At 38.1% G+C, this 26,355-nt stretch carries 22 protein-coding genes and 4 pseudogenes; 20 read left to right on the top strand and 6 right to left on the bottom strand.

Annotated elements, in window-relative coordinates:
* The first annotated feature begins 248 nt into the window (after positions 1 to 248).
* A complete protein-coding gene (locus NST97_RS10015) occupies positions 249 to 569 on the top strand; it encodes a hypothetical protein (RefSeq protein ID WP_341343187.1) in 321 nt (106 codons plus the stop codon).
* A 234-nt stretch (positions 570 to 803) separates the two neighbouring features.
* Here the strand turns inward: NST97_RS10015 and NST97_RS10010 are convergent.
* The 4 genes and pseudogenes from NST97_RS10010 to NST97_RS09995 form a co-directional block, all read right to left on the bottom strand.
* Positions 804 to 1,149: pseudogene (locus NST97_RS10010) on the bottom strand (transposase); the annotation flags it as partial.
* A gap of 146 nt (positions 1,150 to 1,295) precedes the next feature.
* The gene (locus NST97_RS10005; RefSeq protein ID WP_066247761.1) at positions 1,296 to 1,772 is read right to left on the bottom strand and encodes a hypothetical protein; all 477 of its coding nucleotides are present in this window, start codon (positions 1,770 to 1,772) and stop codon (positions 1,296 to 1,298) included.
* A 327-nt stretch (positions 1,773 to 2,099) separates the two neighbouring features.
* The gene (locus NST97_RS10000) at positions 2,100 to 3,017 is read right to left on the bottom strand and encodes an SAR2788 family putative toxin (RefSeq protein ID WP_094244484.1); all 918 of its coding nucleotides are present in this window, start codon (positions 3,015 to 3,017) and stop codon (positions 2,100 to 2,102) included.
* 1 nt (position 3,018) lies between these two features.
* Entirely contained in the window at positions 3,019 to 3,843 is an 825-nt protein-coding gene (locus NST97_RS09995) for a S8 family serine peptidase (RefSeq protein WP_157727859.1), read from the bottom strand.
* Positions 3,844 to 4,285: 442 nt separating this feature from the next.
* On the opposite strand from NST97_RS09995, the pseudogene NST97_RS09990 reads away from it, so the two are divergent.
* The 3 genes and pseudogenes from NST97_RS09990 to NST97_RS09980 all read left to right on the top strand — a co-directional run bounded on the left by NST97_RS09990 (position 4,286) and on the right by NST97_RS09980 (position 6,461).
* A pseudogene (locus NST97_RS09990) lies at positions 4,286 to 5,453 on the top strand (IS3 family transposase).
* 313 nt (positions 5,454 to 5,766) lie between these two features.
* Positions 5,767 to 6,078 (top strand): nucleotidyltransferase family protein, encoded by a 312-nt coding sequence (locus NST97_RS09985; protein ID WP_130158900.1) that lies wholly within the window; start codon positions 5,767 to 5,769, stop codon positions 6,076 to 6,078.
* A complete protein-coding gene (locus tag NST97_RS09980; RefSeq protein ID WP_063389150.1) occupies positions 6,066 to 6,461 on the top strand; it encodes an HI0074 family nucleotidyltransferase substrate-binding subunit in 396 nt (131 codons plus the stop codon). The genes NST97_RS09985 and NST97_RS09980 overlap by 13 nt, the downstream gene beginning before the upstream one ends.
* Positions 6,462 to 6,832: 371 nt before the next feature.
* Here NST97_RS09980 and NST97_RS09975 read toward each other — a convergent pair whose 3' ends face one another.
* Both NST97_RS09975 and NST97_RS19255 read right to left on the bottom strand, forming a co-directional pair.
* Positions 6,833 to 7,144, bottom strand: a complete 312-nt coding sequence (locus NST97_RS09975; protein ID WP_341343186.1) for a cupin domain-containing protein — start codon at positions 7,142 to 7,144, stop codon at positions 6,833 to 6,835.
* 231 nt (positions 7,145 to 7,375) lie between these two features.
* A pseudogene (locus NST97_RS19255) lies at positions 7,376 to 7,796 on the bottom strand (transposase); the annotation flags it as partial.
* 339 nt (positions 7,797 to 8,135) lie between these two features.
* On the opposite strand from NST97_RS19255, the gene NST97_RS19250 reads away from it, so the two are divergent.
* From NST97_RS19250 to NST97_RS09895, 16 genes and pseudogenes are all read left to right on the top strand, one after another.
* Complete coding sequence (locus tag NST97_RS19250) at positions 8,136 to 8,372, top strand: SAR2788 family putative toxin (protein WP_445684613.1); 237 nt, start codon at positions 8,136 to 8,138, stop codon at positions 8,370 to 8,372.
* A gap of 52 nt (positions 8,373 to 8,424) precedes the next feature.
* On the top strand, positions 8,425 to 8,679 hold the full coding sequence (locus NST97_RS09965) for a hypothetical protein (RefSeq protein ID WP_094244488.1): 255 nt from the start codon (positions 8,425 to 8,427) through the stop codon (positions 8,677 to 8,679).
* 79 nt (positions 8,680 to 8,758) lie between these two features.
* Positions 8,759 to 9,301 (top strand): hypothetical protein, encoded by a 543-nt coding sequence (locus NST97_RS09960; protein ID WP_339197421.1) that lies wholly within the window; start codon positions 8,759 to 8,761, stop codon positions 9,299 to 9,301.
* 586 nt (positions 9,302 to 9,887) lie between these two features.
* Positions 9,888 to 10,289: a hypothetical protein gene (locus NST97_RS09955; protein ID WP_066247764.1), complete on the top strand. Its 402-nt coding sequence runs from the start codon at positions 9,888 to 9,890 to the stop codon at positions 10,287 to 10,289.
* A gap of 82 nt (positions 10,290 to 10,371) precedes the next feature.
* A complete protein-coding gene (locus NST97_RS09950; protein ID WP_341343185.1) occupies positions 10,372 to 12,444 on the top strand; it encodes an NEAT domain-containing protein in 2,073 nt (690 codons plus the stop codon).
* A 634-nt stretch (positions 12,445 to 13,078) separates the two neighbouring features.
* Positions 13,079 to 13,375, top strand: coding sequence for a WXG100 family type VII secretion target (locus NST97_RS09945; protein ID WP_066249497.1), 297 nt, complete (start codon positions 13,079 to 13,081; stop codon positions 13,373 to 13,375).
* A gap of 881 nt (positions 13,376 to 14,256) precedes the next feature.
* A complete protein-coding gene (esaA, locus tag NST97_RS09940) occupies positions 14,257 to 17,514 on the top strand; it encodes a type VII secretion protein EsaA (RefSeq protein ID WP_341343184.1) in 3,258 nt (1,085 codons plus the stop codon).
* A complete protein-coding gene (gene essA / locus NST97_RS09935; RefSeq protein WP_341343183.1) occupies positions 17,492 to 18,004 on the top strand; it encodes a type VII secretion protein EssA in 513 nt (170 codons plus the stop codon). The genes esaA and essA overlap by 23 nt, the downstream gene beginning before the upstream one ends.
* Positions 18,005 to 18,018: 14 nt before the next feature.
* Complete coding sequence (locus NST97_RS09930) at positions 18,019 to 18,270, top strand: EsaB/YukD family protein (RefSeq protein WP_066249503.1); 252 nt, start codon at positions 18,019 to 18,021, stop codon at positions 18,268 to 18,270.
* Between the two features lie 57 nt (positions 18,271 to 18,327).
* Positions 18,328 to 19,650 carry a type VII secretion protein EssB gene (essB, locus tag NST97_RS09925; RefSeq protein WP_341343182.1) on the top strand — a complete coding sequence of 441 codons (1,323 nt, stop codon included), beginning with the start codon at positions 18,328 to 18,330 and terminating at the stop codon, positions 19,648 to 19,650.
* 160 nt (positions 19,651 to 19,810) lie between these two features.
* A complete protein-coding gene (essC, locus tag NST97_RS09920; RefSeq protein ID WP_341343181.1) occupies positions 19,811 to 24,346 on the top strand; it encodes a type VII secretion protein EssC in 4,536 nt (1,511 codons plus the stop codon).
* Positions 24,339 to 24,731 (top strand): hypothetical protein, encoded by a 393-nt coding sequence (locus NST97_RS09915; RefSeq protein ID WP_066249513.1) that lies wholly within the window; start codon positions 24,339 to 24,341, stop codon positions 24,729 to 24,731. The genes essC and NST97_RS09915 overlap by 8 nt, the downstream gene beginning before the upstream one ends.
* Entirely contained in the window at positions 24,718 to 25,017 is a 300-nt protein-coding gene (locus tag NST97_RS09910; RefSeq protein ID WP_066249517.1) for a WXG100 family type VII secretion target, read from the top strand. Before NST97_RS09915 ends, NST97_RS09910 begins: the two co-directional genes overlap by 14 nt.
* Positions 25,014 to 25,718, top strand: a complete 705-nt coding sequence (locus tag NST97_RS09905; RefSeq protein ID WP_341343180.1) for a DUF5081 family protein — start codon at positions 25,014 to 25,016, stop codon at positions 25,716 to 25,718. Before NST97_RS09910 ends, NST97_RS09905 begins: the two co-directional genes overlap by 4 nt.
* Positions 25,711 to 26,040: a hypothetical protein gene (locus tag NST97_RS09900; RefSeq protein WP_341343179.1), complete on the top strand. Its 330-nt coding sequence runs from the start codon at positions 25,711 to 25,713 to the stop codon at positions 26,038 to 26,040. Before NST97_RS09905 ends, NST97_RS09900 begins: the two co-directional genes overlap by 8 nt.
* Positions 26,041 to 26,044: 4 nt before the next feature.
* A pseudogene (locus NST97_RS09895) lies at positions 26,045 to 26,355 on the top strand (glycohydrolase toxin TNT-related protein); the annotation flags it as partial.

Here is a 26,355-nt window from a genome sequence, read left to right as displayed (position 1 = left end):
ACTGTGGAACAGGCATGTGGTACAGAAAAAATTGAAAGGGATATATATGTGGGGGATACGGTAGGCATGGAAGCAAAAAATGTAGTCACCATGCTATTAAAGAAAGTGGCCTTAAATCAATTATCCTTTCTGATCTAAAAAAATACGCAAGGGAAATCAGTAAAGAAGGTTTAATAAAGAAACTAGAACAACAAACGGTGAGAGCCGAGAAAACGACGAACAAAAAGCTAGCTAGCATTGAAAGGGAAATGAAACGGCTAGTTGAAAGAAAAAGTAAATTTCTCAACCTGTTAGCAAATGAAATCATTACTAAAGCTGATTATCAACGGGCTATTGAAGAAATCAATAGAGAATTGAAAAGACTGTCTGCTCAAAAGACTGAATTACAACACTCATTGGAAAGTAAAAATATCCATGAGGAAATTGCTAAGCTAAAAGCCGAGTTAGACAAATACCTTTTGTTCAATGATTTAACAGAGGAAATGCTACACCGATTTGTTAGAAGAATTGAAATAAAAGCAGATGGAACACCGAAAATCTTTTACAGATTTTCGGCTCTTTCTGCTTAATTTTTCCTCAAAACTATCTGCGACACACATTCAACATGGCTCGAGTTGATAGAATTGATGTCTGCCTAATTTGCCTGTTTGGGAAACATGTCCATGGACCTTTTATTACTATAGAATGTCATTACAATATAATTTACAAAACCAACCATCATCATGAGCAAGATAAACAAAATTATTATTTATTCGATTAAAAAATGGTGTTATTAAGGATTTCCCAAAATGAGGCAAATATAAAATTTCAGTCATTGTGATGTCTTTTTGAAACAAAAGAATGACGGTTGCTCCAAGCGTATCGTTTGAGCACTTATATGGAGCCACGGTTGTTGTTTAAACTCGCCATTAGATCACGTGTCGGATATTTAGGTCACCAAAATCGGTGTGTAACTTACGAGAATAAGAACCATTGCGCGAATTACCTGAGTTAAAGCCGATACGATCGTACTTTTCGAAGTCTAAAAAGAATGTTAGTTCTGTCGCAAGTAACGTATTCACTGCCGTTTCTAAATGCGTACGGAAAACCTCGGTGATATCTTGTTTTTTTGACTAGTGCATCGACAAGCTCTGTTGTAAACTGATTCATAGGGAGATCTCTTTTCTGTGAATTTTTTGCGATAACTCAATTCTATCAAGAAAAGGTCTTCCTTTTTTATCATTCTATTCATTTACACAAAATATTTCATACTCCCAAAAACTTTTTTAAATCATACTCCCTTTAAATATTGTAAGTTAATATTTGTTTTTTAGTTCTTTATAGGCTTTTAATTGTTGCTCCATCATTTCAACAGAATCGTGTTGAATGGCATTTGGATCCTTCTGAAGAAGTCCTTTAAAGTAGCGTTCATATTCTTTAAAGAAAGCTGTAAGAAAATCTTCAAACTCACCTTGAAAGGCGATTTCTGTTGTATTGTCGTATTCACTGTAGGCTTTAATAATAAGCAATTTACCAGTTTTGTTTAAAGTATATTCCATTGCATTTTCATAGGTTTCAAATCCATTAGAAAAAGATGTATGGTTTTCTTTTAATTCCAAAAGAATTTTCCCCATACCTAAAAGCAAGGCGTCATGGAAAGTGGAATTACAAAGTTCTTTTTTTTCCCCATTTTGCTGCACAAAAATAGATAAACGACAGGCTAAATAGTCATCTATATTAAAAGGTTGTCCAATCATTTCATCATATAATTCAACAAAAAAAGATATTTTCATTATAATAACTCCCTCTTTAAATGTTGAGATATCAACGGTTTAACCCGTTTATACCTTATTAAAAAAATATTTTTACTGATATATATTTTAGTATTTTACATTACTTTATTGATTTACAGTTTGAGGATACGCTTCTGCTTGGCAATATCGCTGCCAATTACTAACGTGTTTTCAAGAACTTGATTAATTTTATGGTTTGTACTAAAATTCATATGATAGAGTCCTCTGTATGATGATGGGTCAATGAGCGTTGACACTCATGCATCATACTAGAGGGCTTTTATTTTTTCAAGACCCCGAAAATCCTTCTAACAGGATTGCTCCTTATTATTTAACTTTTATCACACTTTTTCCGGACAACGGGTACGCAGTGACAATCATACCATCTTTATCAACAATGACTTTCATTTTATTTATACCATACTTATTTAGGTTATATTCATAAGATTTATAACCATTAGCTGCTTGACCTTTATAAGTACCTTTTTGTAAAGATTCCATAATAATATTTTTAATTTGAGATTCAGATAAGTTTTTGGGGAATAATGTATCGCCCTTTTTAGCACCTTTGCCCAAAATATGTCCATTCTTTATATGTTTCCATCCTTTGCTAGCATTACCTTCAAATAGAACGCCTCGACTATTGTGCTTTAGAATTTTTCCCATGTTACTGGCAACTTTAATAGATTTTTTCGCAAGACCTTTAATTGCTAAACGAACAACTTGAGAACCTATAATATATGCAACATAAGGAACCGCTGAGGCAGATACAACTGAAGAATCATAAATTGTGATTTCACCAGTTTCTTTATCAATAAACTCTATAATAAAATTTTCATCATCTATAACATTAATATTTAAATCATACTCTTTTTCAATTAAATCCCCATTTTCTTCATATGTAATGTTATACTGGGCAGTATTCTCTTCAGGTTGTATTTCTAAAGTAGTATCCACATCATAGTTATATGTTGAAACTTTACTTTCTATAATAATCCTATCATTCTGAACATTTAAGTTAGAAACTTCTAGTTCAGTATCCTCAGCAGTATTAAACTCTTCTTCAAGTTCTTGGACAATTTCTTCTGTTTCGTCTGCTGCATAGTTAAAAACTTCTTGAATGTTACTTTCTACAGATACAGGAACTTCATTTTCAGAGGTAGCAGCATATACATTACTTGCAGTTGGTCCAATACTTAAAAAACTTAAAGTAAAACATAATGAGATAATCAATAGTTTTTTCATTCTAATCCCCTTTTTTTAATGTTAATAATCCATTTCCGTATTCTGATTGTTTGCCCAAAGGTTTTGCGTAGTCTTTTAAATGCTTGAAATAAGAAGTTCGATCTATTTTTTGCTCGCTTAAGAGTTGTGCAATAATTCCCGTTGCATAAGCTGTTGCATATGATGTTCCATCAAGACTTTTATCTCTCATTTTATTAATTTTTACAGCTTGTACGTTTATACCAGGAGTAACATAGTCAACTTTATTTTTTGCAGCCGTTGGATCTCGTTTTAAGTTTTTGTCAATCGAGCTAATAGATAATACCTCATGATAGCGAGCTGGATAGTCCGCTTCAAATCCAAGGTTATTTCCAGCAGCTGCAACAAAAATAATGTTCTGTTCATAGCCTTTCTTGATTGCCTCGTGTAATGCTGGATCATCCTTTTGAATGCCAAAACTCATATTGATAATATCCACTTCATGCTTTATTGCCCAATCAATTGCAGCAACAATATCTGAAATTGAAGCATTTCCATTTTCATCTAAAACATTAGCATCATAAAAAACAACATTCTTAAATACACCTTCTACAGGATTCAATAAACTTTTTTTGGCGCCAATAATACTTGCAATAGCAGTACCATGACCGTAAGAATCATTTGAACCGTTTCCATTAAAAGTTTCCGCAACTGTCACATTAGCTTTTTCAGCTTGAATACCACTATCAATAAGAGCTATTTTTATAGGGCGTTTACTAGCTGTTCCTTCAATGTTTTGAAAGTCAATTACTTGTAATGCCCAATTTGTTTTATTGGATACGTAAAGTGTATAAGTACCGAATACCAATAAAATACTTGCATTCAGAAGAAATATTTTCTTTATAGATTTCTCCCCCCTATTAAAGGGCTGATATCGTATCTGCACAAAGTCTTATAATTTGAGAAAGGCTAATATTTGGGCGTTATAAATCCTCAGAATCGCAAATACCACCCAGTTGCTTAATTAGAAGATTTTTCTTTTTTTCGTTTAAACAGTAATTCTACAAATTATAATCATATAGAAATATAGCAAATGATTAAATTGTTGTAAATATTATAAATTTACTAAATTTTCGATCGAAGAAATATGCAGACAGTCCTTGATATAACGAGATAAAGAAGTAATCCAATTGGACAGAAAAAGTAGACACAGATTATTATAGTAATAATTGATGTTAGTCTAAAAATTGGACACGGAGAACAGGGAGATTATAATAAACTTAATTACAATAGGTTAGAGGTGTCCAATCATGAAAAAGAGAACATTTGATCAAGAATACAAGATTCAAGCTGCTGAGTTATGCTTGGAGGGGGACAAGTCCATCGCCCAAGTGGTAAAAGAACTAGGTTTGGCTTACAACACTCTTCATCGTTGGGTCAAAGAATATAAAGAAAGCAACGGAAAGAGTTTTGTGGGTTCAGGCCATATCAAGCCACAAAATCAAGAAATCATCGAATTACGCCGCCGCAATCAAGAGTTGGAGGAGGAATTAGCGATCCTAAAAAAAGCGTTAGGCATCTTCACCAGAAACCAGAAGTAATTTACGCCTTCATTTTTCAACACCGAAATGAATTTCTTGTTGTGAAGATGTGCCAAGTTTTCGGTGTTTCAAGAAGTGGGTATTACGACTGGCTCAAGCGTGCGAAAAGTAAACAGAACAAACGAAAAGAACAACTCACTCCACAAATTCGAAATGAGTATCTAAAGTCCCGTAAGATTTACGGAAGCCCAAAAATTACGCAAGAACTACGCAAACAAGGGATTCGTGTGTCTCAAAAGACGGTCGCTCGCATCATGAGCGAAGAAGGCTTGAGATGCATTACTGTCCGTAAATTCAAAGCCACACGAACAGTAACCATCCTTACAACGTATATTCTAATCTATTGAAACAAAACTTCCAAGCAACGGTTCCAAATGAAGTATGGATGGCAGATATTACGTACATTCCTACCGACGAAGGCTGGTTGTATTTAGCGAGTATCATGGATTTATATACTCGTAAGATTGTAGGATGGTATATCGATACACGAATGACGAAAGAGTTAGTCATCAAAGCGTTACAACGGGCTCTAAACAGCGAAAAACCAACGGGACGAGTGATTCATCATTCGGATCGTGGAAGCCAGTATGCTTCGAATGACTATCAGCAACTTTTACAGGAACATCATTTTCAAGTGAGCATGTCGAGACGTGGGAACTGTTACGACAACGCTTGTATGGAGTCGTTTCATAGCCTCATCAAGAAAGAGTGTATTTATCTGAATCGATTCCGCACGCGAAAAGAAGCGAAACAAGCCATTTTTGAGTACATCGAATGCTTCTACAACCGCAAAAGAAGTCATTCAGCCCTTGGCTATGTATCGCCATGTGAATTTGAAGCTGCATATTACGCTAACCAGAGAAAAGTAGCTGCATAAATTCAGCTATTTCTCTCTGTTTAACGTGTCCGTTTTCTTGACATAACACCAAATCTTCAAGTTCCGATAAACCATATAAAGCTTACCATTTTATAAATTCCAACTGGGGGAAGAAATGGGAAGATATTAATCCAGAGTGGAGAGGAATAATTGAACAGATTATATACGGTAAAAAGGAAAATAATACTTCATATATTGAAGTAGCGGCAACGAAAGATGAAAATTAATACTTCGCTTTATCTTATGGAAATCATTTTTATGATACATTTTATGGTATAATCATTTTCAAATTCAAAAAAGGGTTTGATAAAAAATGGATTTAAATTCGGCTGATCGGGAGCAGATACTGTCGTTTTTGAAAAAAATAATTGTTGAAACATTGCATGATCAATCAGTAAAAGTCTATCTGTTTGGTTCGTGGGCTCGTAAAGAGGAAAAGAGGACATCCGATATTGACATCGCTCTTTCTGCAGATTCAGCTATTCCGATTTCTAAGTGGGTGGAACTTCGTGAACGAATAGAGGAATCGCCATTACCGTACAGAGTAGATCTTGTCGATTTATCTAAAGCCGATCAGGCTATGAAAGAAAAAGTGAAAAAGGAAGGAATTTTATGGAACGGTTAAAGGAACGTATTCAACTTGCTTTAAAAGCTCTTCGTGCTTTCCAAGAGGTTTTGCTCCTAGAGAATCCAACGGAAGTTGAACGGGATGCAGCTATTCAGCGATTTGAGTTTAGTTTTGAAGCTTGTTGGAAAGCAGTAAAACAATTTTTATATGATAAAGAAGGAATTGATGTCGGTTCACCTAAAGGAGTAATTCGTTCAAGCAGGGAAATTGGAATTTTATCTGATGAGGAAACGATCATTGCATTAAAAATGGTAGATGATCGGAATTTGACAGTTCATACATACAATGAAGAGCTAGCTGTTGAAATTTTTGGCAATCTCCATAAATACTATCAACTTCTCTATAACTGGATTATCCGTATAGAGAAGAGAGAATATTAAATATAGTTGGAAGAGTAAAATTCCGTTAACGATGTATCGTTATTTTTTAAGATTGGCATTTGCAGTTCGCCCACTCAATTTTCTACGCCTGGGAAGAATTATGAACATCGTTTTATATTGAACAGATTTTCCCTATCTTTTCTCAAACAATCGATTGTTTATCGTCAATACCGAATACATGCATTCGGTATTGACTTGTGTAAATGAAATTTGCTTCATCGGTACCGGCAGTATTCGGGAGAAAAGCGGAAAAACGGCTCTACCGGTCGGGTCTGAAGGATCGGCTGACAATAAGTATCCGGTTTTTGCTTTATTTTGTTTTTTGATTAAGCCAATTCCCGATTTCAACCGTCGGTTCTACATTCACTTTATCATCCCCGGGGGCGCTTTAATAAAAAAATAGCTGTGCCGGGTTGTGACCGTTGAGCATATTTAATGCCTGGGGGAGTTACATAGAAATCGCCTTTTTGAAAGGTGTACAGTTCTCCTGTTTCCACATCTAAATATTCCGTTTTTCCGCTGATAATGTATTGATATTCATAAGCTTGCGTGTGGTAATGCGGCAATTCACCCATAAAATCACCATATGAAGTGATTCCGATTTCCAGTTTGTCGCCTTCTATATATGGAAGTGTTGTCGTCTTTTCGGGCGATTTCTTAATTTGTTTGCTTATTTCCTTCACGAATTGACAAAGTTTTCGCCCTCGTTTTTGATAGTTCTAATGTTTCTTTTGTTTTTGGCGACTGTTTCTCAGTTTAAACTTCTTTCTTCGAATATGAAAAAAGGGACGAATGCAAAAATCTCGTCCAGTAGGGAGTTGCTCTGATACACTTATTATTATCTTCAAAAAGCAAACAAAGATCCACTTATGCCACTCGTAACTGGTTTTTTTAATGGAATCTAGTAGCATTCCTCATTTGGCTTCGTAATAAATAAACTCAATGAGATTGTGAATTTTTCTCGATCTCACACTCGCAAGACCGGTTGAAAAATCACTTGAATGTTCTGTCATGCAATAGATATACGTAAATTGTACGATGGCCCAAAATCGTTTAATGGCTCGCTCATGTCGGATTCGATATCGATCGAAACCTAATGTTTCTTTCGTTTGCCGAAAGTAGCTTTCGATCGACCAGCGTTTCGCATAGTATCCAAGAATAGCCTAATCGCTCAGTTTTTGTGTCTGTACTTAAAAAACAACGCAAATGCTCGCTCGTCATCGGTTGATCGGTTTTCCAACAAAACAATACCACCGCACTTGGAATGTCGTTCAATGCCCCTTCGTAGCGATACATTCGATACGTTTCGCCTCCCATGGTCACGAGGTGGGTATCGGAAATGACTCAAACGTCGTTCGGTGTTTCGGATGGTAACTCACTGATGGAGATCCGTCAGAGTACCAGAACATCCTTTTGTGAGCATTCCATCTATGAGGTGGACGAGATGGTTCATCACAGACTTGGAATAATAAAGTTTTAATCCGAGAGAAGATCATGTATTGTAAATTTCTTGATAATGTGCTAATCGTATCCATACGAGAGACATGAACCTCCTTGTTTGGGTAGTTTGATAGCACATCTATTCTAACCAAGGAATCGGTTCATGTCTCTTTTTATGTTTATTTGTAAATTTATGTTAGTAAATTTGCTCAAGTACAGTTTGAAAAAATATAAATTTCAAGTGAAGCGGAAGAAGATGGGGTTTTTCAAGAAAATAAATTCAATGTGAGTGTTCTTGAGTCTGAAGGGGATTCTTTTATTGCAATATTCACCGATCTAAAGACAGGTGAACAATACGAATATAACACTACTAAATTACAGGCTTCTGCTGTGCAGTATTTTGTTTACTTACTCGGAGGTGCTGTTTTAAGATATAGTATTAAAAAAATAGGTAGTAAAACCGTTTTATAAAATTGGAAAAAAGACTTTCCTGAAAAAGTCAAGCAGTGCAGCAAAAAACGCAGTGAAAACATTTAGGAATGTTTATTATAACGTTGGTGGTGGAAAAAAAGTAATTTTTACAAAAGCCAAGATGGAGCATATCCTGAAGAATCACCATCCAAGATATTGGACTGGAAAAAAGAATAAAGACTTTTTTGATCCGGATTTTACAGTTAATGATATTAAAAATATAGTAGCAAATGTTATAAATTCTAATAAATCAAAAATAAGTTCTGCACTTAAGAAAAAACGAGGAGTAAATGTTACAAAAAAATAAGGGGAGTAACATATGAAGTAAGAATAAATTCTAATGGCTATGTATCTACAGCATTTCCGAGAAAATGAGGTGAACAGGTATGATTGAAAATGACGTTATGATAAAAACTTTCGTATATAATTACAGCCATGAACTTGAGGAATATTATACGGTAAAAAAGACTAAATTTTTGTCGATTGATGACCCTCTGGCCGGGATTGCCGCCAAGAAAATATTGGAAGAGAATAACTTGGATTACTTGGCAGGCTATATATTTTTAAGTTATGATGGAAAGCCTGTTTTCACGGAGGAAAGAACGGAAACCGAATGTTTGTTAACAACGTGGCTGGATTTGGCAAGAATTTTAAGAGAGGAAGAAGATAAAGAATTTGAAATATGCTTCCTTGATAATGCCGATGGGAATGCCATAATCAAAAAAGAATCCGGCAATTATGTAATTACATTACAAAAGAGAAAACAAGGACCGGCGGATACATTTACAAAACCAGCGGAAAAATTAAAGGAGGCAGTCCGCAAAAATTTTGTCAAGTTTATCGGGTTTTGCCGGCAGCCGAATCTTGTTTTCTCAAAAGAAAGCCTATATTCAAACGCTTTGGAAGAATACGAAAAGATCAAAGGATGAAGGCAGGAAGTGTTTCTTCACTTTCCAAAAGACAACAGCATAAAAGTAAGGTTTTGAAAAAATCTATCCAAAAAGACATCGCTCCCAAAATAATACATGATTTTATGTATCATCAGAAGAATTGAAAAACCCTGAAATCCTTGCATACAATGGATCTCAGGGTTTTTAAAGTGTAATGGAACACTTGGGTATTTAAGCCCGGTGGAGTACAAAGAGAAACACCTCAAAAAAATTGTCTAGTTTAGTGTTGACATACCAATACAAAAAAAGTTGACAATTATACATGTAAATGGTAAAACTATACTTGATAGGCAAACATTTTATTTACTACATCAAGATGCCGCTCATTAAGCAGGGCATTTTTTTTTCGCGCACCATTGATAATGATTATCATTATTGAAACACAATCATAATCAATGGTGTTTTTTTACGTCATATATTGAGAATGATTATCGTTACCATTAAATGCCCTGGCATATAAAAACATAAAGGAGGGAGGAGTAAGTAAACGCAATTGATTTAATAAGTAATGGCAGGGTTTATGAGAATGGATGTAATACCAAGAAATGAAGGAGAGTGGTAGAGAATGATTCAAACTAATCTAAGCTATAAAAGAACTGTTGCGATGTTCATAAGTGTATTATTGCTATCCATAGCGATTGCTGTATCTGTATCTGCCGCAACATTAAATTATCAGTTTTTAGATTCTAATGGGAATTATTCTAGTCACGCGAGTTCGTTTATTGTTGGTGATGCCGTTATCGATGGTAATTCTGCAACTATTACATTGAAGGATGCTAGTTATATTGGTGATTTATTAGTATGGGATGGCAGTGATTATGTTTCCGCCAATCGGACAGTTGATGCGGATGGAAATGTTCAATTTACTTTTGACGTCTATGATTTCGATGTAAATTTAGCTGTTCAATTATATGTAAACGCTGGTCCGCATAGTGGATATATTCCTCTATTTATTCAATGGCTTTGATATTTTCAGAATATTTGGAGAGTGGCGGGGTTTTTCCATTCACTCTCCATTGGAAAAATTTTGTGATTAGGGAGAGATCAGCTTGAAGAGGAAAAGTAGGTTATTATGGATAGGTATTGCAATATTCCTGTTGACTTTATCACCTATCCTTCCAATATTTCATAATGTTCATGCGGAAGGGGCAGGATTAGTAAATGGAACATATGAAGGAGTTGATTATCGTTATTTAAAAGATGGAACTGCGGAAACATCAGCAGCTCATGGTTATTTGTATGTTGCTAATTCAGGAAGATTGATTATAGAAGATGATACGATAATATTTGAGCATGAAATTACAGCAGTAAACAAAGATTATTTACCTTATATTGGTTATCGACTGCCAGGTAAGCCAAAGGCTGTTATTTCAGGTGATAACATATCTGGTATGGATGGGTATCAGCAAGTTCAGCCAGAACGAAAAGATAATGGGAATTATGTGATTCGTTATAAAATGGAGGATGTAACAAAAGCTTTAGATATTTTAATGCATGTGCATATGGAAAATGTCCCTGGTATGCCTGGTGGCATATATGATAATTGGTACAATGTTCAATTACAATTAGATACAAGTACTCTACCGATTGATGTTGAAACGGATAAATCTGAATTGGAAAAAGTGCTTGAGGAGGCAAGACACCTCTTTAATACAGTGCATCCTAGAGGGACTTTGATTCCATATGTTTATTCTGAAGGAGAACATGGCTATGCTGTCCCCGAAATTCAAAGAAGGCTTGCCAACGCTGAAAACGTTTATAATAATCCAAATGCTACACAAACAGAGGTTGATGCAGCAATAGAAAGTCTAAAATTTGCAATGGATTCTGTAAAGAGGGATCAATTCTTTAAGATAGAGCCTTTAAGATTTAGAGTTTTAAACTCTATTGGTGATGATGCAGAACTGTCCGAGCATGCAGGTGATTTCGGCGAAGAAACAACAGCAGTATTAAAGCAATTTGGAACATATCAAACTGTTGCTAATATTCCTGTTCATTTACCAAAAGAAACTTTACAAATTTATAAAGCCGCAGATACTGCAAATGGCGGTTTTTCAAGTGCTATGTCTAAAGTGTATTTTGTAGAAGCGAAAAATGATACTAATATTTATCAAATAAACATTAGGCACAAGGATGCTGGAGACGATGTTTGGAAAGGCATTTCTTATGTGAAATATAATACGGATGGTGTGGAAAAAGAAGTATATTTAAACTTTAATGTCAATATCCAAGAAGACTTAAAAGATTTCGTTGAACTTGCAAAGAAAATCGATCCAAGTAAATTGGAAGCTGATGGGGAGCATGTGAATACTTTTCAAACGTCACTTAATGAAGCTGAGAAGGTTAGTAACAAATTAGCCGCAACAAGAGTGGAAATTTTATCTGCTACGCAAGCATTGAAAGAAGCAGTAACAAATATTCTAAAAACGAAACACTATGATGCAGGCACATATGTTCTCAGTTTAGCAGATTTTGGAGCGGATTTTGCGAATTTTGTTGAAAAAAGCCATTTAATTGTTGATGAAAATGGTCAATTAAGCTTACAAATCATTCCGAAAGCTAATGTCGAAGTTAGCTTACAAAATCAAGAAACGGGTGAGGAAATAGCAGCTGATTCTTCACATATTTTTAAAGATATTGATCCATCCATACCGTATACTATAGAGATTTCAAATAATGGGGAAACTGCTGCTTACTCTGTATATTTTGCGCTTATTACAGCCGAATTGTTAGCAGAGCCTGAACAGCCGGGAGGAAATCCTGAGCAACCAGCAGAGCCTGAACAGCCGGGAGGAAATCCTGAGCAACCAGCAGAGCCTGAACAGCCGGGAGAAAATCCTGAGCAACCAGCAGAGCCTGAACAGCCGGGAGAAGATCCTGAGCAACCAGCAGAGCCTGAACAGCCGGGAGAAGACCCTGAGCAACCAGCAGAACCTGAACAGCCGGGAGAAAAAATCGGACAACCAACAAAATCTGAACAGTTAGCAGAAGAAAATAAAGAACTAGAAGGCAAAAAATTGCCCAATACAGCTACCAATCAATTTAATTTCCTACTGATTGGCATTATTTTACTTGGAATGGGGAGTATATGTTTTGCTGTTGTAAGAAAAAAATATAACTAAAAAGAGAATGCCAAGTGAAGATCCAAAAAATTGATAGCCTTGCCTTGCAATGGTCTAGTCCAAAAAAAGTAGAAATGGAGAAAAATCCCGGAAGTAATTGTCTTATTTAGAGGTAATTGCTTCCTTTTTTCTTGCCAATATAGGCAAGGGTATTAGATGTTATACGGGATTAACTGTTGTAAGCATACTTTTCCGCGTTTGCATCAAAGAACAGGTCCTTAGGGTTATCAAAATTTCAAAAAAAGACAGCATTTTTAACTACAATCGGCATCCTCCTAACAAAAAATCCTCAATTATGAAAGCGCAATATAAACAATTTCCATTACCTAGATTTTTTTACAAAAAATAAGTTATATGCACCATAAAATGTAACATAAAAACCACAAATAACCAATTTTAGAATTCCGAATTACTGGTTAAATGGAATTGTATGCCATCAATTGTTTTTAGAAAAAATCATAGGTTCGAGATAATTTTGGGCAAAAAGTACTGTGTGAAATTTGACATCTTTCATCGGGCGTTTGACTGTTTTTCCAACTATTGATAAATACATTTATAGGAAAATATTTATTAAGCATTCGATATTATTTAAAGAAACGAATGCCACAAAACTATTTTGAAGGAGATGGATATTTTGGCAGGACAAATTCGAATGACCCCAGAGGAGCTAAAAGCGAAGGCTCAGCGTTATGGGCAAGCTGGTTTGCAAATTGAGCAAATTTTAAGAGATTTAACAAATTTACAAAATGAACTTCGTGCTGAGTGGGAAGGCCGTGCTTTCCAAGGATTCGATGATCAATTTAATCAACTAAAACCGAAGGTGCAAAACTTTGCCCAGCTTATGCATGATATTAATACGCAATTGAATAGAACAGCGGAAGCAGTAGCTCAACATGATGAGCAGCTATCACGCAATTTTGGGCTTCAATAATCAATCCGCGTTGACTTCATGTCTAATACCAGGCTTAGATGGTTGGACGACTTCCGTGTTGTCAAAAAAGCCACGCGACGATGTTGTGTGGCTTTTTTCTTGTGCGCCCGGCATGGGTGTAATCTATAGGGTGAAAGTCCCGAGCTGCGAAGGCAGAAGTAGCAGTTAGCTTAACGCAAGGGTGTCCGTGGTGACGCGGAATCTGAAGGAAGCGAGCGGCAAACTTCCGGTCTGAGGAACACGAACTTCATATGAGGCTAGGTATCACTGGGTGAGTTTGCAAGACAAAACAAAGCCCTTTCTGCCGAAGGTGATACAGAGTAAATGAAGCAGATGGATGGAAGGAAAGATTACACTCTTACCCGGGGAGGTCTGGCTGGCACGCCAAGTAACCTTGGTAACCTATCTAGTGATAGATAGCTGAACAGTCAGAAGTCAGCAGAGGTCATAGTATTAGTTGGTCTAGAACAACTAAGAAGGACCGAACAATTAAGAGAGAATAGCCCTTGGCATTCAGTGAGTCATGATGAACACAGAAAACGTAGTACCTCACTTGAGGGAGGAAGCGGTGAATCCCGTGGGAGATCTCTTGGAGGGTGGAGTGACCACTGGCATAAAGAGAACAGCTATTCACGGAAGTTATAAAGACTTGCGTCAATTATCTTAATTGAACCGCCGTATACGGAACCGTACGTACGGTGGTGTGAGAGGACGGGAGTTAATCGCTCCCTCCTACTCGATAATACATAAATATTTTCGGAATGGATGTGCAAGGAAAAATGAGGCGTTGGCAAGAAGGCAGTGCCTTTGAGGATGTTTGTCATGTTTGGTTTTCATCCCAACATATCTGTATGTCATTCACATAAAAGGAGGTGAATGGAATGAAGAGATTTGTGCTCAATTCTTTCTTGTTTCTTGGACTGGTGCTCATGCTTTCCTCAGGAAGTTCCTACTTAGCATTAAACCAAGTATCGAAAAGTACAAATGATGATGAGCAAAAAATGACTGTTGCTTTAGTAAATGAAGATCAAGGCGGCACCTTTAATGGCAAAAAATACGCATTTGGCAATGAATTTGTGAAAAGTATTGAAAAAGATAATGAACATGATTGGTATATTGTCAGCCGTGGTGTTGCTGAAAGCGGCTTTAAAAACAATTTGTACAACATGATTATTATCATTCCAAATGATTTTACAGAAAAAGCACTATCAATGAATGATAAAAATCCGGAGAAAATCACTTTAAACTATAAGATTAATGCATCGGGCAACAGCAGCATGAAAGCCCGGGCAGAAAAAACGGCTAGTTCAATTTTAGAGGATTTTAATCGTCGAATTATTGATGTTTACTTCGCTAGTGTAATAGGAAACTTACAAAAGGCCCAAGACAATGTTGCTGAACTTGTCAGGAAGGAACGGAATCATACCAATATATATAATCATGATATTCATCAACCATTATCTGGTTTCACTAATCAGTTTGCGACAGTAAAGGATCAAACAAAGGTATCAACCGATGCTTTCAAAGGTCTGGAGGATATCTTGCAAAATTACCAGAGCTCCTTTGTTGAAGGGGCAAAAGCAACAAATGCTTATCAAACAAATTTTTTAGATTTCCAACAAATGAAAAATGCTCATGAAACTTTGGCAAAAGGTTTTGCAGATCAGCTAACAGCATTCGACAGCAGTCTAAACGCTGCAGACGTTCAGCAAAATATTAACCGACTGGTTGAAACCAATCAGGCAATTTATAATCAGTTCCATTTCAATTCCATGGAGAACCAAAATATTTTCTTGAAGTCTGAAGCGCTGAAGATGTCGTTAAAATCAACATTGGAAACAATAGACAGCTATGAGCAAGAATTATCGAAAAAGCTAGAAAATGAAACAGAGGAAAATATTGCGAAAAAACTGGCAAAACAAATGAAAGATGGTGTCGGAAACAGTTACGTTTCGTTAAATCAAATATTTGATACTCCCGATAAAATTGTCCAAAAAACGATTAAAAGCCAAATTGATAAACTTCAAACGTTAAAACGGGAAGAAATTGATGATTTAAACATCGATGAGTCGGTGAAGAGCGACATCAAAACGGTTATCAAGGTGACAAACCAATTTAATCGGGAATTTCAATATCAGCCACAACCATCCAACGGTACGGGGCTTCCTTTAGCAAATTTAATAAACAAAGTGAAAAAGGATTTAACGGAATCAGGGACCGTTTTTTCAGACAATGCAGCTATTCTAGGCGGAAATATTGAGAGTCAAAATATAAATGCGGCAGTTCCTGAACTTTTTCGTATTCATGAAGTGACATTGACTCTTCCTAATGGGCAAACAAATGTTTTTAAAGTGGATGGAGATCAGAACAACGTTACATTTGATCTTCCTGTCACTGAAAAAGGAAATATTACAGTCAACATAAAAATAAGCTTGAAGGACGAAAATGCGAAAATTGATTTATTTCAGCCTGTTGCATGGGAATGGAAGATTATTCAAAAGCATAAAAATACAGAGGCGCCAGAGCCGTCTGATCCATCTGATCCATTGCCGCCAGAAGAGCAACAGCCTGATCCTGAAGCTCTAAATATGAATGAAAACAGTAATTCCGAATCGAAACAGGACGATTCAAATGATGAGAATACAAATGAACCTCCTGTTGAAAGAGAAGATATTAACAATGTTATCTATCATAAAGTAATGTCTCAGCTGATAAGTGATCCGGCTAATACTTTCATGAAAAGCCTTAATGAAAGTATCAGAGATTATCAAAAAACAGCGATGTTATATGAATTATATTTTGGGAAAAGTATTTCCGATTTAGCCAATGGATTGGAACAACGTAGCTTGGGGGATATGGCTGCAGAGGATTCTCTTTATTACCTGTTCCATAAACAAGATATTGTAGAAGCCATATCCGACTATATGGCCGGGAAAATAACTGAGGATGTCAGAGCTGAAACGGAAGACCTTAAAAATAAGATAGCAGGTTATAAGCAGCTAGTTCAGAAAACTCAAAATCATTCTGACGAAATGGCTTTATTAGTCCAACAAGCGACGATACAAGCAGAAGAATTGAATCATGGCATTACCAATACATTACAGCGGTTGGAAGCATGGCGGGAAGCCAGTTTGAAGCTGCAAAACGCAAATAGTGAGATACAAGCCGGTCAAAATAAAGAACAAAGCGCTGTTCTGTCCTTAGACGATCAACTTCAAACATTGCTGGCTACAAGCCAATCCTTGGCAGATCAATCTGAAAATGTATTGATTTCAACAGACAGCGTCTATAAAACTTTTGATGCGATTGATAAACAGGCTGACAATATTGTAAACAGCGGCGACACATTAGTGAAAAAGGCTCAAAAGCTTTCAAATGATTTGACCAATAAGCTGCTGAAGGATCAAGAGTTTGCTGATAACTTTGGACAAGTGTTAGCCAACAGCCGCATAGGCGACCGTCCAAATGAAAACTTGTTGAATTTTCTATCAAATCCGGTGCAGACAAAAAACAGCGAAGTGAAAGTAGTTAAAGATACCTTTATCCCTTATTATTTGGTGTTAATCTGTTTTATTTTGGCTTTATTTACTGCATACGTCATTGCAACGTCTGAAAGAAAAAGATTGATAAAGGATGATTTCTCAGAAAACAGAACATTGGTTTGGAAAAATACTCCGATCACATGGGTGACAGCAGGAATTGGCGTTATCGAAGGAATCATCATCGGTTTGCTGTCAGGTTCTTTTATCGATATTCCACAAGAAAAATATTTTCAATGGATTGGCCTGATCTCCCTGATTATGTTCACCATGGTGCTGGCAGGAGCTTATTTGCTAAGACAGCTTAAAATGATCGGGATGTTTTTGCTTCTTGGCATGTTAAGCCTTTATGTATTGTTGACAGAAACTCTTGGGCTGAATTTCGACAAACAGTCTTTAGCATCTACATTGCAAGAATTGTCGCCACTGCAATATATTGAGAAACTGCTATTAGGTTTTGTTGACGATACAAAGTACGATCCATTGATCATCACCATATTAGTGGGGACAGCATTTTTAAGTCTTGTCGGACATTTATTTGTGATAAATGGGTTTACACAAAATAAGGAGGCAAGGGATGAAGCAGCTAATCCGAATTAGTATTTTAGTTGCTGCAGCTATAGGCGTCCAGCCTTTGCTTTCTGCACATTCGTTGGCAGATGAACATTTGGATCACAGTGGGAAGCTTGATTTACAAGTAGACCGTATCAGCGATGACATAAAAACACAAGAATCCCAAAGTGAGAGTGAAACTGAACTGGAAAAAATCGCGCCCGGTTTGTTTAAAAAACAAACTCGGGCTGCGGTCCAGAAAAAGCAAAAAGAGCTGGATCATGCAGTGAATTATCTAAAAGAAGAAATTTTTGCCGATTCGGTGGCGAGCGATGCAAAAACAAGCTTTTACGATGCGAAAAAGACATTATTTTCACAACATTTTTTTACGCAGCATTCTTCTCCCGCTAGCCAAAGCACTGCGGATCATGCAGAGAAGAAGGAAAGGGTAAATCAGATAGCCATTGGATTTCTGAGCGGATTTGCTGTTATGTTGGTCGGCGGAATTTTGGCTCTTATAAGAAAAATAATGGAGTAAAGGGGAGATCAGGAATGCCCGTTGAAACGCATATCAATGTGACCGTTGATTTTAGTAAATGGGGGAAAGGCCGATATGATGTGAGGATACCGGCACATCAGCCGATAAAACAGCTGCTGTCGAACTTGAATGAATCTTTAAGGCTCGAACTCCCTAATTATTCCCTTTTTGCGGTAAAAATCCCGACTAAAGAACTTTTACTGGCGGATGACGACCAGATTAGCGAGTTCCCAGTGGCGAATGGAGATATTTTACTTGTTTTATAGAACAAGAACCATGCTTTTTATTATAGCCTGTGTAACGTTGAAAAGGAGTCAGAAATCATGAAGGAAAAAACAATTAAAATGGATTCCGTGTCTTATCATTTTTTTATTGAAAACAATCAATGGAAATTAGAACTGGCAAAATCGCAGACCCGCGTGAAAGATATTCGTGAATTGGCTCTGATGAAGGAGAATACAGACCAGTTTGTTCCGGTAGAAGTGGAGGACGGGGAAGAGGTTCTCACTTTCCAATTTATAGTTGATTCCAATATGAACCATTGGGAAACCATTCAAAGCTTGGGGCGAAGTGACAAGTTGCGATTGCTGTGCAATCTGGCCCGTTTCAGAAAAATTTTAGATACGCGAATTACGTTCTTCCTGCATCCACATAATCTCATATTTGACGATAATCTTATACCTTTTTTGGTTTACAGAGGCATTCGACAGGTGCTACCCCCCTATGAGATCAACGACGAAACCTTCCTGCTGCAATATAAATGCTTGAGTATCGCCCTATTTTCAAAAAAATATAATTTCGATGAACTATATGCAGGTTCATGGAAAAATGCAAAAGATACCGAGTTTGAACGTCAAATCAGTGAAATTGATCATTTTGATGACTTTGTTGAATTTTTACACAATCAGTATCGCAAGGAAAAGCGCGAAACAGAGAAAAATATGCAAATCGTTCCAAAAAAAAGATTTCAGCTATTTAAACGTTTATCCATTGCCATGATCGCAGCTGCAGTCATTTTGGCTGTTCCTGTTGTATACTTCGGCTTTTTTAAGCTGCCGTTTCAGCAGCACCTTTTGGAAGCGCATAGGGCTTTTTTATCCAAGGATTATTCAGAAGTCATTTCAGATCTCGAAAGTGTCAATCCTGAAAAATTGCCAGATTCGGGAAAATATATATTGGCCTATTCATATGTTAAATCCGAAAATCTGGGCGATGAAGAAAAAGACACCATTATGAATAATATTAGCTTAAAAAGCGATCCTAACTACTTATTGTATTGGATTTACAATGGCCGCGGAGATTTGGATAAATCACTTGATTTAGCGATGTATCTCGATGATCCGGTGTTAATCATGTACGGCTATATTAAAAAAATTGAGAAGGCAAAAAATGATCCAAACTTAAGTGGAACCGAACGGCAAAACCAGGTGCAACAATATGAAGAGAAGTTAAAATCGTATGGAGAAAAATATGGTCTGGAATCTTTGTTTGTGACGGATCCGGAGAAAGCCAATCCAACTGAAGAAACGGGTGGATCCGCGCCGGCAGCTGCAGAACAACAAGTAACCGATCAAGCAAAGGGGACACAGACAGATCGAACGGAGAAAAAGGTTCCTGATCAAAACCAAACAGAAGAAACGAAATGAGGGGATCTTGCCTGCATTTATGAGCGGCTATCATTTTAATAGTTCAGCTGATTTTTAGTTTTAAAGAATTAAACGTTACGCTTCATGTACCCCAATCATTTCGCTTACTGGAAAAAAAGGCATGCGTCTTTCTTAATTGCATGTAGAGAGGGAGAAAGAGATGGCACAACGATTATTACTGGTGAGTTATGATAAACAATTGCATAAATGCCATTTACATGACCATGAACCGAAAAGAGTATCAATCGGCGGCCAATGGTCTGACACTATTACCTTTCGCGGTTTATCCGACACCATTTGGGTGGATTGGGATGGTGAAACATGCAAGGTTGAAAATAAATCATTGATAAATGGTGCCATTTCATTACAGATAAACAATATTCCGCTGGAAATATACCTTACGGAGCATAATGATTGGCACTACTATGATATTTCCAATAAATTGAACATTACCTTTGGCAAAAATACGTATGATGATGTGCAGATTCCCAATACTGCTATTGATTTCGTATTGTTCCGTGATCAATTGGGAGACTCTTTTCAAATGGCTGTCTATCAGGGCACTGTCTATCATAACTATACATTTGTGGATGGAGAAGAAGTGAAGATTGAAGCGGGGGATGAGCTTTTTTTTGCCGGTGTAATGGTCAGAGTGACCAGAGATCGTTTGGAGATATTGGCCTCCGAACCCTATATATCTAAATTGGTGCCATTATATAGCGCACAAAGCAAGTATAACGCGGATTATCCTGATTATCACCGTTCACCGCGCATTATTTACCGTGTTCCGGAAGATAAACGGAAAATTGCTAAACCATCCAGCAAGCCAAGCAAACCGAGTGAACAACTTGCCCGTGTCATTGTTCCGCCGCTAGTCATGATTGCAGCCTTCGTACTCGTTTCCTTTTTTCAGCGAAGCGGCATTTATTTAATTGTGATGCTGTCTATGACGATTGTCACAGTTATTTTTTCCATCACCTCTTATGTGAAAAGCTTGCGGCAATATCGATTGGATATGAAAGAACGGGAGGAGAGCTACCGGGATTATTTGAAGCAAAAAACACATGAATTGTATCAAGCAAGTGAAGAACAGCGCCATGCCTTAAACTATCACTACCCAAGTGTGGAGCAAATCCGTGATATGGCCTTAAGGGTGGACTCGCGGATTTACGAAAAGACGAGGTTTCACCATGACTTTTTAATGTATCGCGTTGGAACAGGGACAGTGGATGCCAGCTTTGACATCGAATTCAGCATGGAAGAATTTACACAGGATAAAGATGAACTGGTCGAGGAAGCGCGCAGCCTTCGATCACAATTTTTAAAATTGCATGATGTTCCGATTGTAACGTCCTTGTTAAATGGGCCAGTGGGATATATTGGTCAGCGCCGTCTTGTGTTGGAACAGCTGCAAATGCTCGTCATGCAAACAGCCTTATTTCACAGTTATCACGATGTTCAATTTGTGACGATATTCCCGGAGGAAGAAAAGCAACAATGGGCTTGGATGCGCTGGCTGCCGCATGCCAGTTTGCGTGATTTAAATATTAGAGGTTTTATATACCACGAGCGATCTCGCGACCAAGTTCTCAATTCGCTCTATCAAATTTTAAAAGAAAGAAAATTAACAATTGATGAGAAAGCGAACAAAAATGAGAATATCTATTTTTCACCGCATTTTGTCATTTTTATTACAGATGAAAAGCTGATTTTAGACCATACGATCATGGAGTTTTTTAATGAAGATCCAATCGAACTTGGTGTTTCACTCGTGTTTGTGGAAGATGTCATGCAGTCATTGCCTGAGCATGTAAAAACGGTGATTGATATACGCGATGCCCACTATGGCAACATCATTATCGAAAACGGCGAATTGGTAAACAAACGGTTTGTTCCAGATCACTTCCCGGACGGTTTTAACAAAGAAGACATTTCCCGTGCTTTGGCTCCTTTAAACCACCTGCAAAACTTGAAAAATTCCATTCCGGAAAGCGTGACTTTCCTTGAAATGTACGGCGTGGAAAAGGTTGAGGAGCTCGGGATTGAAGAACGCTGGGCACGAAACGAAACATATAAAAGCCTGGCAGTACCGATCGGACTGCGGGGAAAAGAGGATATTGTCCAGTTGAACCTCCATGAAAAAGCGCACGGACCGCACGGGCTGATCGCCGGGACGACGGGTTCGGGGAAATCTGAAATCATTCAATCTTATATTCTCTCGCTTTCCGTTAATTTCCATCCGCATGAAGTTGCATTTTTGCTGATCGACTATAAAGGCGGCGGGATGGCGAATCTGTTCCGGAAGCTGCCGCACCTGCTCGGCACCATCACAAACCTTGACGGTGTCCAGTCGATGCGCGCGCTTGCCTCGATCAAAGCCGAACTAAAGAAGCGCCAGCGCTTGTTTGGAGAGCATAACGTCAACCATATCAACCAATACCAGAAGTTATATAAAACGAGCGAAGCGAAAGAGCCGATGCCGCATTTATTCCTGATCTCAGACGAATTTGCCGAACTGAAAGCGGAGCAGCCGGATTTCATGAAAGAACTTGTCTCGACCGCCCGCATCGGTCGTTCGCTCGGCATCCATCTGATATTGGCAACGCAAAAACCGAGCGGGGTTGTCGACGATCAAATTTGGTCCAACTCGAAATTTAAACTGGCACTCAAAGTCCAAAACACAAGCGACTCGATGGAAATTTTAAAAACACCGGACGCCGCTGAAATCACCTTGCCGGGACGCGCCTACCTGCAAGTCGGCAACAATGAAATTTACGAACTATTTCAAAGCGCATGGAGCGGCGCAAATTATGTTCCGGATCAGGAGGACCAAGACCTTTTGGACACGACGATTTACGCGATTAACGAGCTTGGCCAATATGAGCCGATTTCTCAGGATTTAAGCGGCCTTTCCAACCGCAAAGAAATAGTAAAAGTCCCGACTGAACTCGAAGCTGTCGTCGACTGGATCAACGCCTACGCTGAAAAAATCGGTGTGGAAGAATTGCCAAGACCGTGGCTGCCGCCGTTAGAAGAGAAGATCTATTTAACGGAGCTGCATCAAGTAGAATATACAGAAGCTTGGTATCAAGAGAAGCAAGGGCTTGAAGCGACCATCGGCTTTTTAGATTTGCCGGAAATGCAAGAGCAAAAGCCATTAACCTTGAATTTGGAGAAGGATGGACATTTAGCTGTTTATTCCAGCCCAGGCTATGGGAAATCAACCTTTTTGCAGACTTTGGCAGTGGATATTGCCAGACAGTATAACCCCGAAAGAGTTCATATGTATTTAATCGATTTAGGAACTAACGGTTTGTTGCCATTGAAAGATTTGCCCCATGTCGCCGACACCATTATGGCAGATGATGAAGTGAAAATGGCTAAGCTTATTCGCCGCTTACGAAATGAGATGAAGGAGCGCAAGCAGAAATTAAGTAAATACGGAGTTGCCAACATTCGCATGTACGAAAAGGCAATCGGCGAAAACGTTCCGGCGATTCTACTCATAATCGATACGTATGATTCCGTTTTAGACTCTTCTTATAAGGATGATTTTGAGAATATGGTCGCGCAAGTTGCAAGGGAAGGCGTCAGCGTCGGTATACATCTTGCCATCAGCGCAGGAAGGCAAAGCGCGTTAAGAGCGCCTCTCCTCGCCAATATTAAACATCAGATTGCCTTGTTTATGATAGATGCTACAGAAGTTCGCAATATTGTAGGGAGAACGGATTTATCGATTGAGGAAATACCAGGCCGCGGCCTAATCAAATTGGATCAGCCAACTGCTTTTCAAACAGCTTTGCCTGTAAAAGGCGAAGATACGCTGCAAATCATTGAGGGAATCCAAACGGAGAGCAAAGGTATGCGTGAAGCGTGGAAAGGCAAAACGCCGGCTCCAATTCCAATGGTTCCAGAAGTGGTTGAATTTTCTGTATTCATTAAACATCCGAAGGCAAAAGATATGTTGGCGTCAGGAGGCATTCCATTTGCGGTGGATTTTGAAGAAGTAGAGCCTGTAGCACTACAGGTTGTTGAAGACCAAAATACATTAATTTTAGGAGAAATGGCTGATGCAGTGGAACAAACGTATTTAACTCTTCTATCCAGCATTTCGCTTAATGAGCATATTGATGTCGGTTTGTTGGATAATGCTGCAGCAGCATTCCAATTGTATCAAAACCATGTCAATTTGTATGCGGATAATGGAGCTTCGATGGATTTGTTAGTAGCCAAAATTCAAGAACTATACGAGGCAAGGGAAGACGCATTTCGCCAAATCCAGTTGGAAACAAACGGGCGAGCGACCATACGCGATTTTAAGAACCAAATCCGTCCGCTCGTTGTTTTAATCACCGATGCCTCCTTTGTCGTTGAAACGATGTCGGCGCTGTCGCAGTCAACGCTTGCAAAGCTGATGGAAACGGGAGCAAGACTTGGAATCTATTTCATTATTGGCGGAATCCCGGGAAGAATTGAAAGAATGTATGATGACATTTCCACTATGATCAAAAAACAAAAAACGGGTGTGTTGATTGGCAGGGTTGCCGACCAAAATATTTTGGAAGTGATGAATCGGCCGTATAAGGAAAAGAACCTGCCGCCTTACGAAGCTTATTATATCCGATATGGAAAAGCGGTAAAAATTAAAATCGCCGCGCCATATCGTACAAAGGAGGAAGTGAGCGAACATGTTTGATTGGTTCAAAACGGCGACGGAGAAAAAAAGAGATGATTACCATAAGCTTTACGAAAAACTTCATGATGCACTTTCGGATTATGATCAAAATGTTTCGGAAGCAGAAGGAATCTACGAAAGCTATGTAGGAACAGCAGCTCATTTATCCAGCTCAGACATTCCATCAAACGACTTTGAACCTAAGCGGCAAGAACTCAATCAGAAGCTGAATAAATATTTCCAACTGGAAAAGCAGAAAAGAAGCTCTCTTGTGTCCGCCAAAAATAAGGCATACGAAAGATACATTTACTATAAAAACTTAGCCATTAAAGAAGCGAGGGAGAGAGCGGAAAGAGAGGAAAGAGAACGGAAAGAAAGGATGGAGCGGTTATATGGGAAGCGTTAAAATCAACGGTGCCAAAGTAAATGAAGCGAAAGAAACGGCAAAAGCGCTTGAAGAGTCGATTAGAAACACGAAGAACACATGCAGCCAATTAATTTCCTATATTCACTCGGCGGGGTGGAGTGGAAAATCACGAGACGCATTTCTTACCTATCTCGAGATTATACACAAATATCATCAAGAGATGGAAAAGGCTGCAGCGAAACAGACAAAAGCCCTGAATAATTTGGAAAGTTATTTCCATGACTTTTTGAACGATCCATCAGTTAAAGAAGTGAGAAACTTATGAACGCTGCTCGCGATGCTTTTAACGTATCGGAATTATATTTGTTGGCTGCGGCTTTTGGATGCAATACGATATTCGGCCTCCCGGATAAACAAATTTACCAATTAAAGGGAGAAGAAGTTTTTAAAGAAGCTCACGAACGCTTAAAAGAAAAACAAATATTAGATTCTGCCGGCAAAATCACAGAGGCGGGGGCCTTGGTCATTCAAGCACTGGAACATTATGCTCAAAGTGAAAAATATGTGCGAATTAATAATTTAATGTTTGCTTTCTTCGAGAAAACAAATGACAAGCTGATCGTTTTGGTGGAACTAGAAAATAACTTATACCAATTAAGGATCATGGCCAAAGCTTTTGTTCTCAAATTGCTAAGCGAACAGTTTCCGTTAATGTCAAGAGAACCGGCGCCGCTTGAAAAAACTTTTTTAAAGCGTGAACTAACCCATGAAGAAAGGCGAGAAGTAGAAAGTTTTGAACCGGAAAAAATGTTTATGAATCTTGAATTCTTTCATATGACTGAACGGCCGATGGAGCCTGACAATCCGAAATTCTATCAGCAGTGGATGATTTTTACGAAAGATCAAAATCTGATTATGGTGGATATCCCACAAAAGAAATACTACCATGCAAGCCAATATTGGTTTCTGAAACTGCTCTTTGACGAATTGGAATTTCCTTATAAGGAGGCAAAAGCGCATGGCTAACGCGAATATGGGCGGAGGAGGATCCGGCACCATTGATGTCAATCCGGATGAAATCACGACTGTTTTTAATTATTTGAACAGAATTCTTTCGGAATTAGAGGAAACGGCAATTCCCAATATAAAAAAACTAAGCAGACTTGATTACTATACGGCGGGCAAAGCGATGAAAGCGATGGCTGTATACGATGAAGCGAATGAAAAGATCATGGATTTGTACGATCATTACAGTCGTGCAGCAACGTTAGTAATGGACATTTTATTAACCATGATGGAAGTGGACCAACAAATTGCGGAACAGATTATAGCAAAATTGGAGGTATAATCGGATGGATGTCAAATATATACCTTCCGAATGGGAAAGGACCAAGAAAGGCATTGGCGATCTGATCGGCCTTGGCGCATGGGGCAAAGGCATGATCGACAACTTAAAAGATATCAGTGATCTTTTGGAAGACGCCCAATCAGACATCGCCAAATATGATAGCGACGGTGTCATCTCTTTCACCCACACGGACCGCAAAAGCCAATATCAACAATTATATGAAGATTATCTCGTCCTGCACCGCTTTAGCGGCCGTGTCGGAGATATTGTCGACCGTACGATCGATGAGCCGTTTTATCAAGATATCGATGCTTT

The sequence above is a fragment of the Aeribacillus sp. FSL K6-1305 genome (assembly GCF_038050115.1).
GTDB lineage: Bacteria > Bacillota > Bacilli > Bacillales > Aeribacillaceae > Aeribacillus > Aeribacillus composti.
The sequence above is the reverse complement of the archived record's forward strand: the minus strand, read 5'-3'. Positions and strand labels throughout refer to the sequence as shown.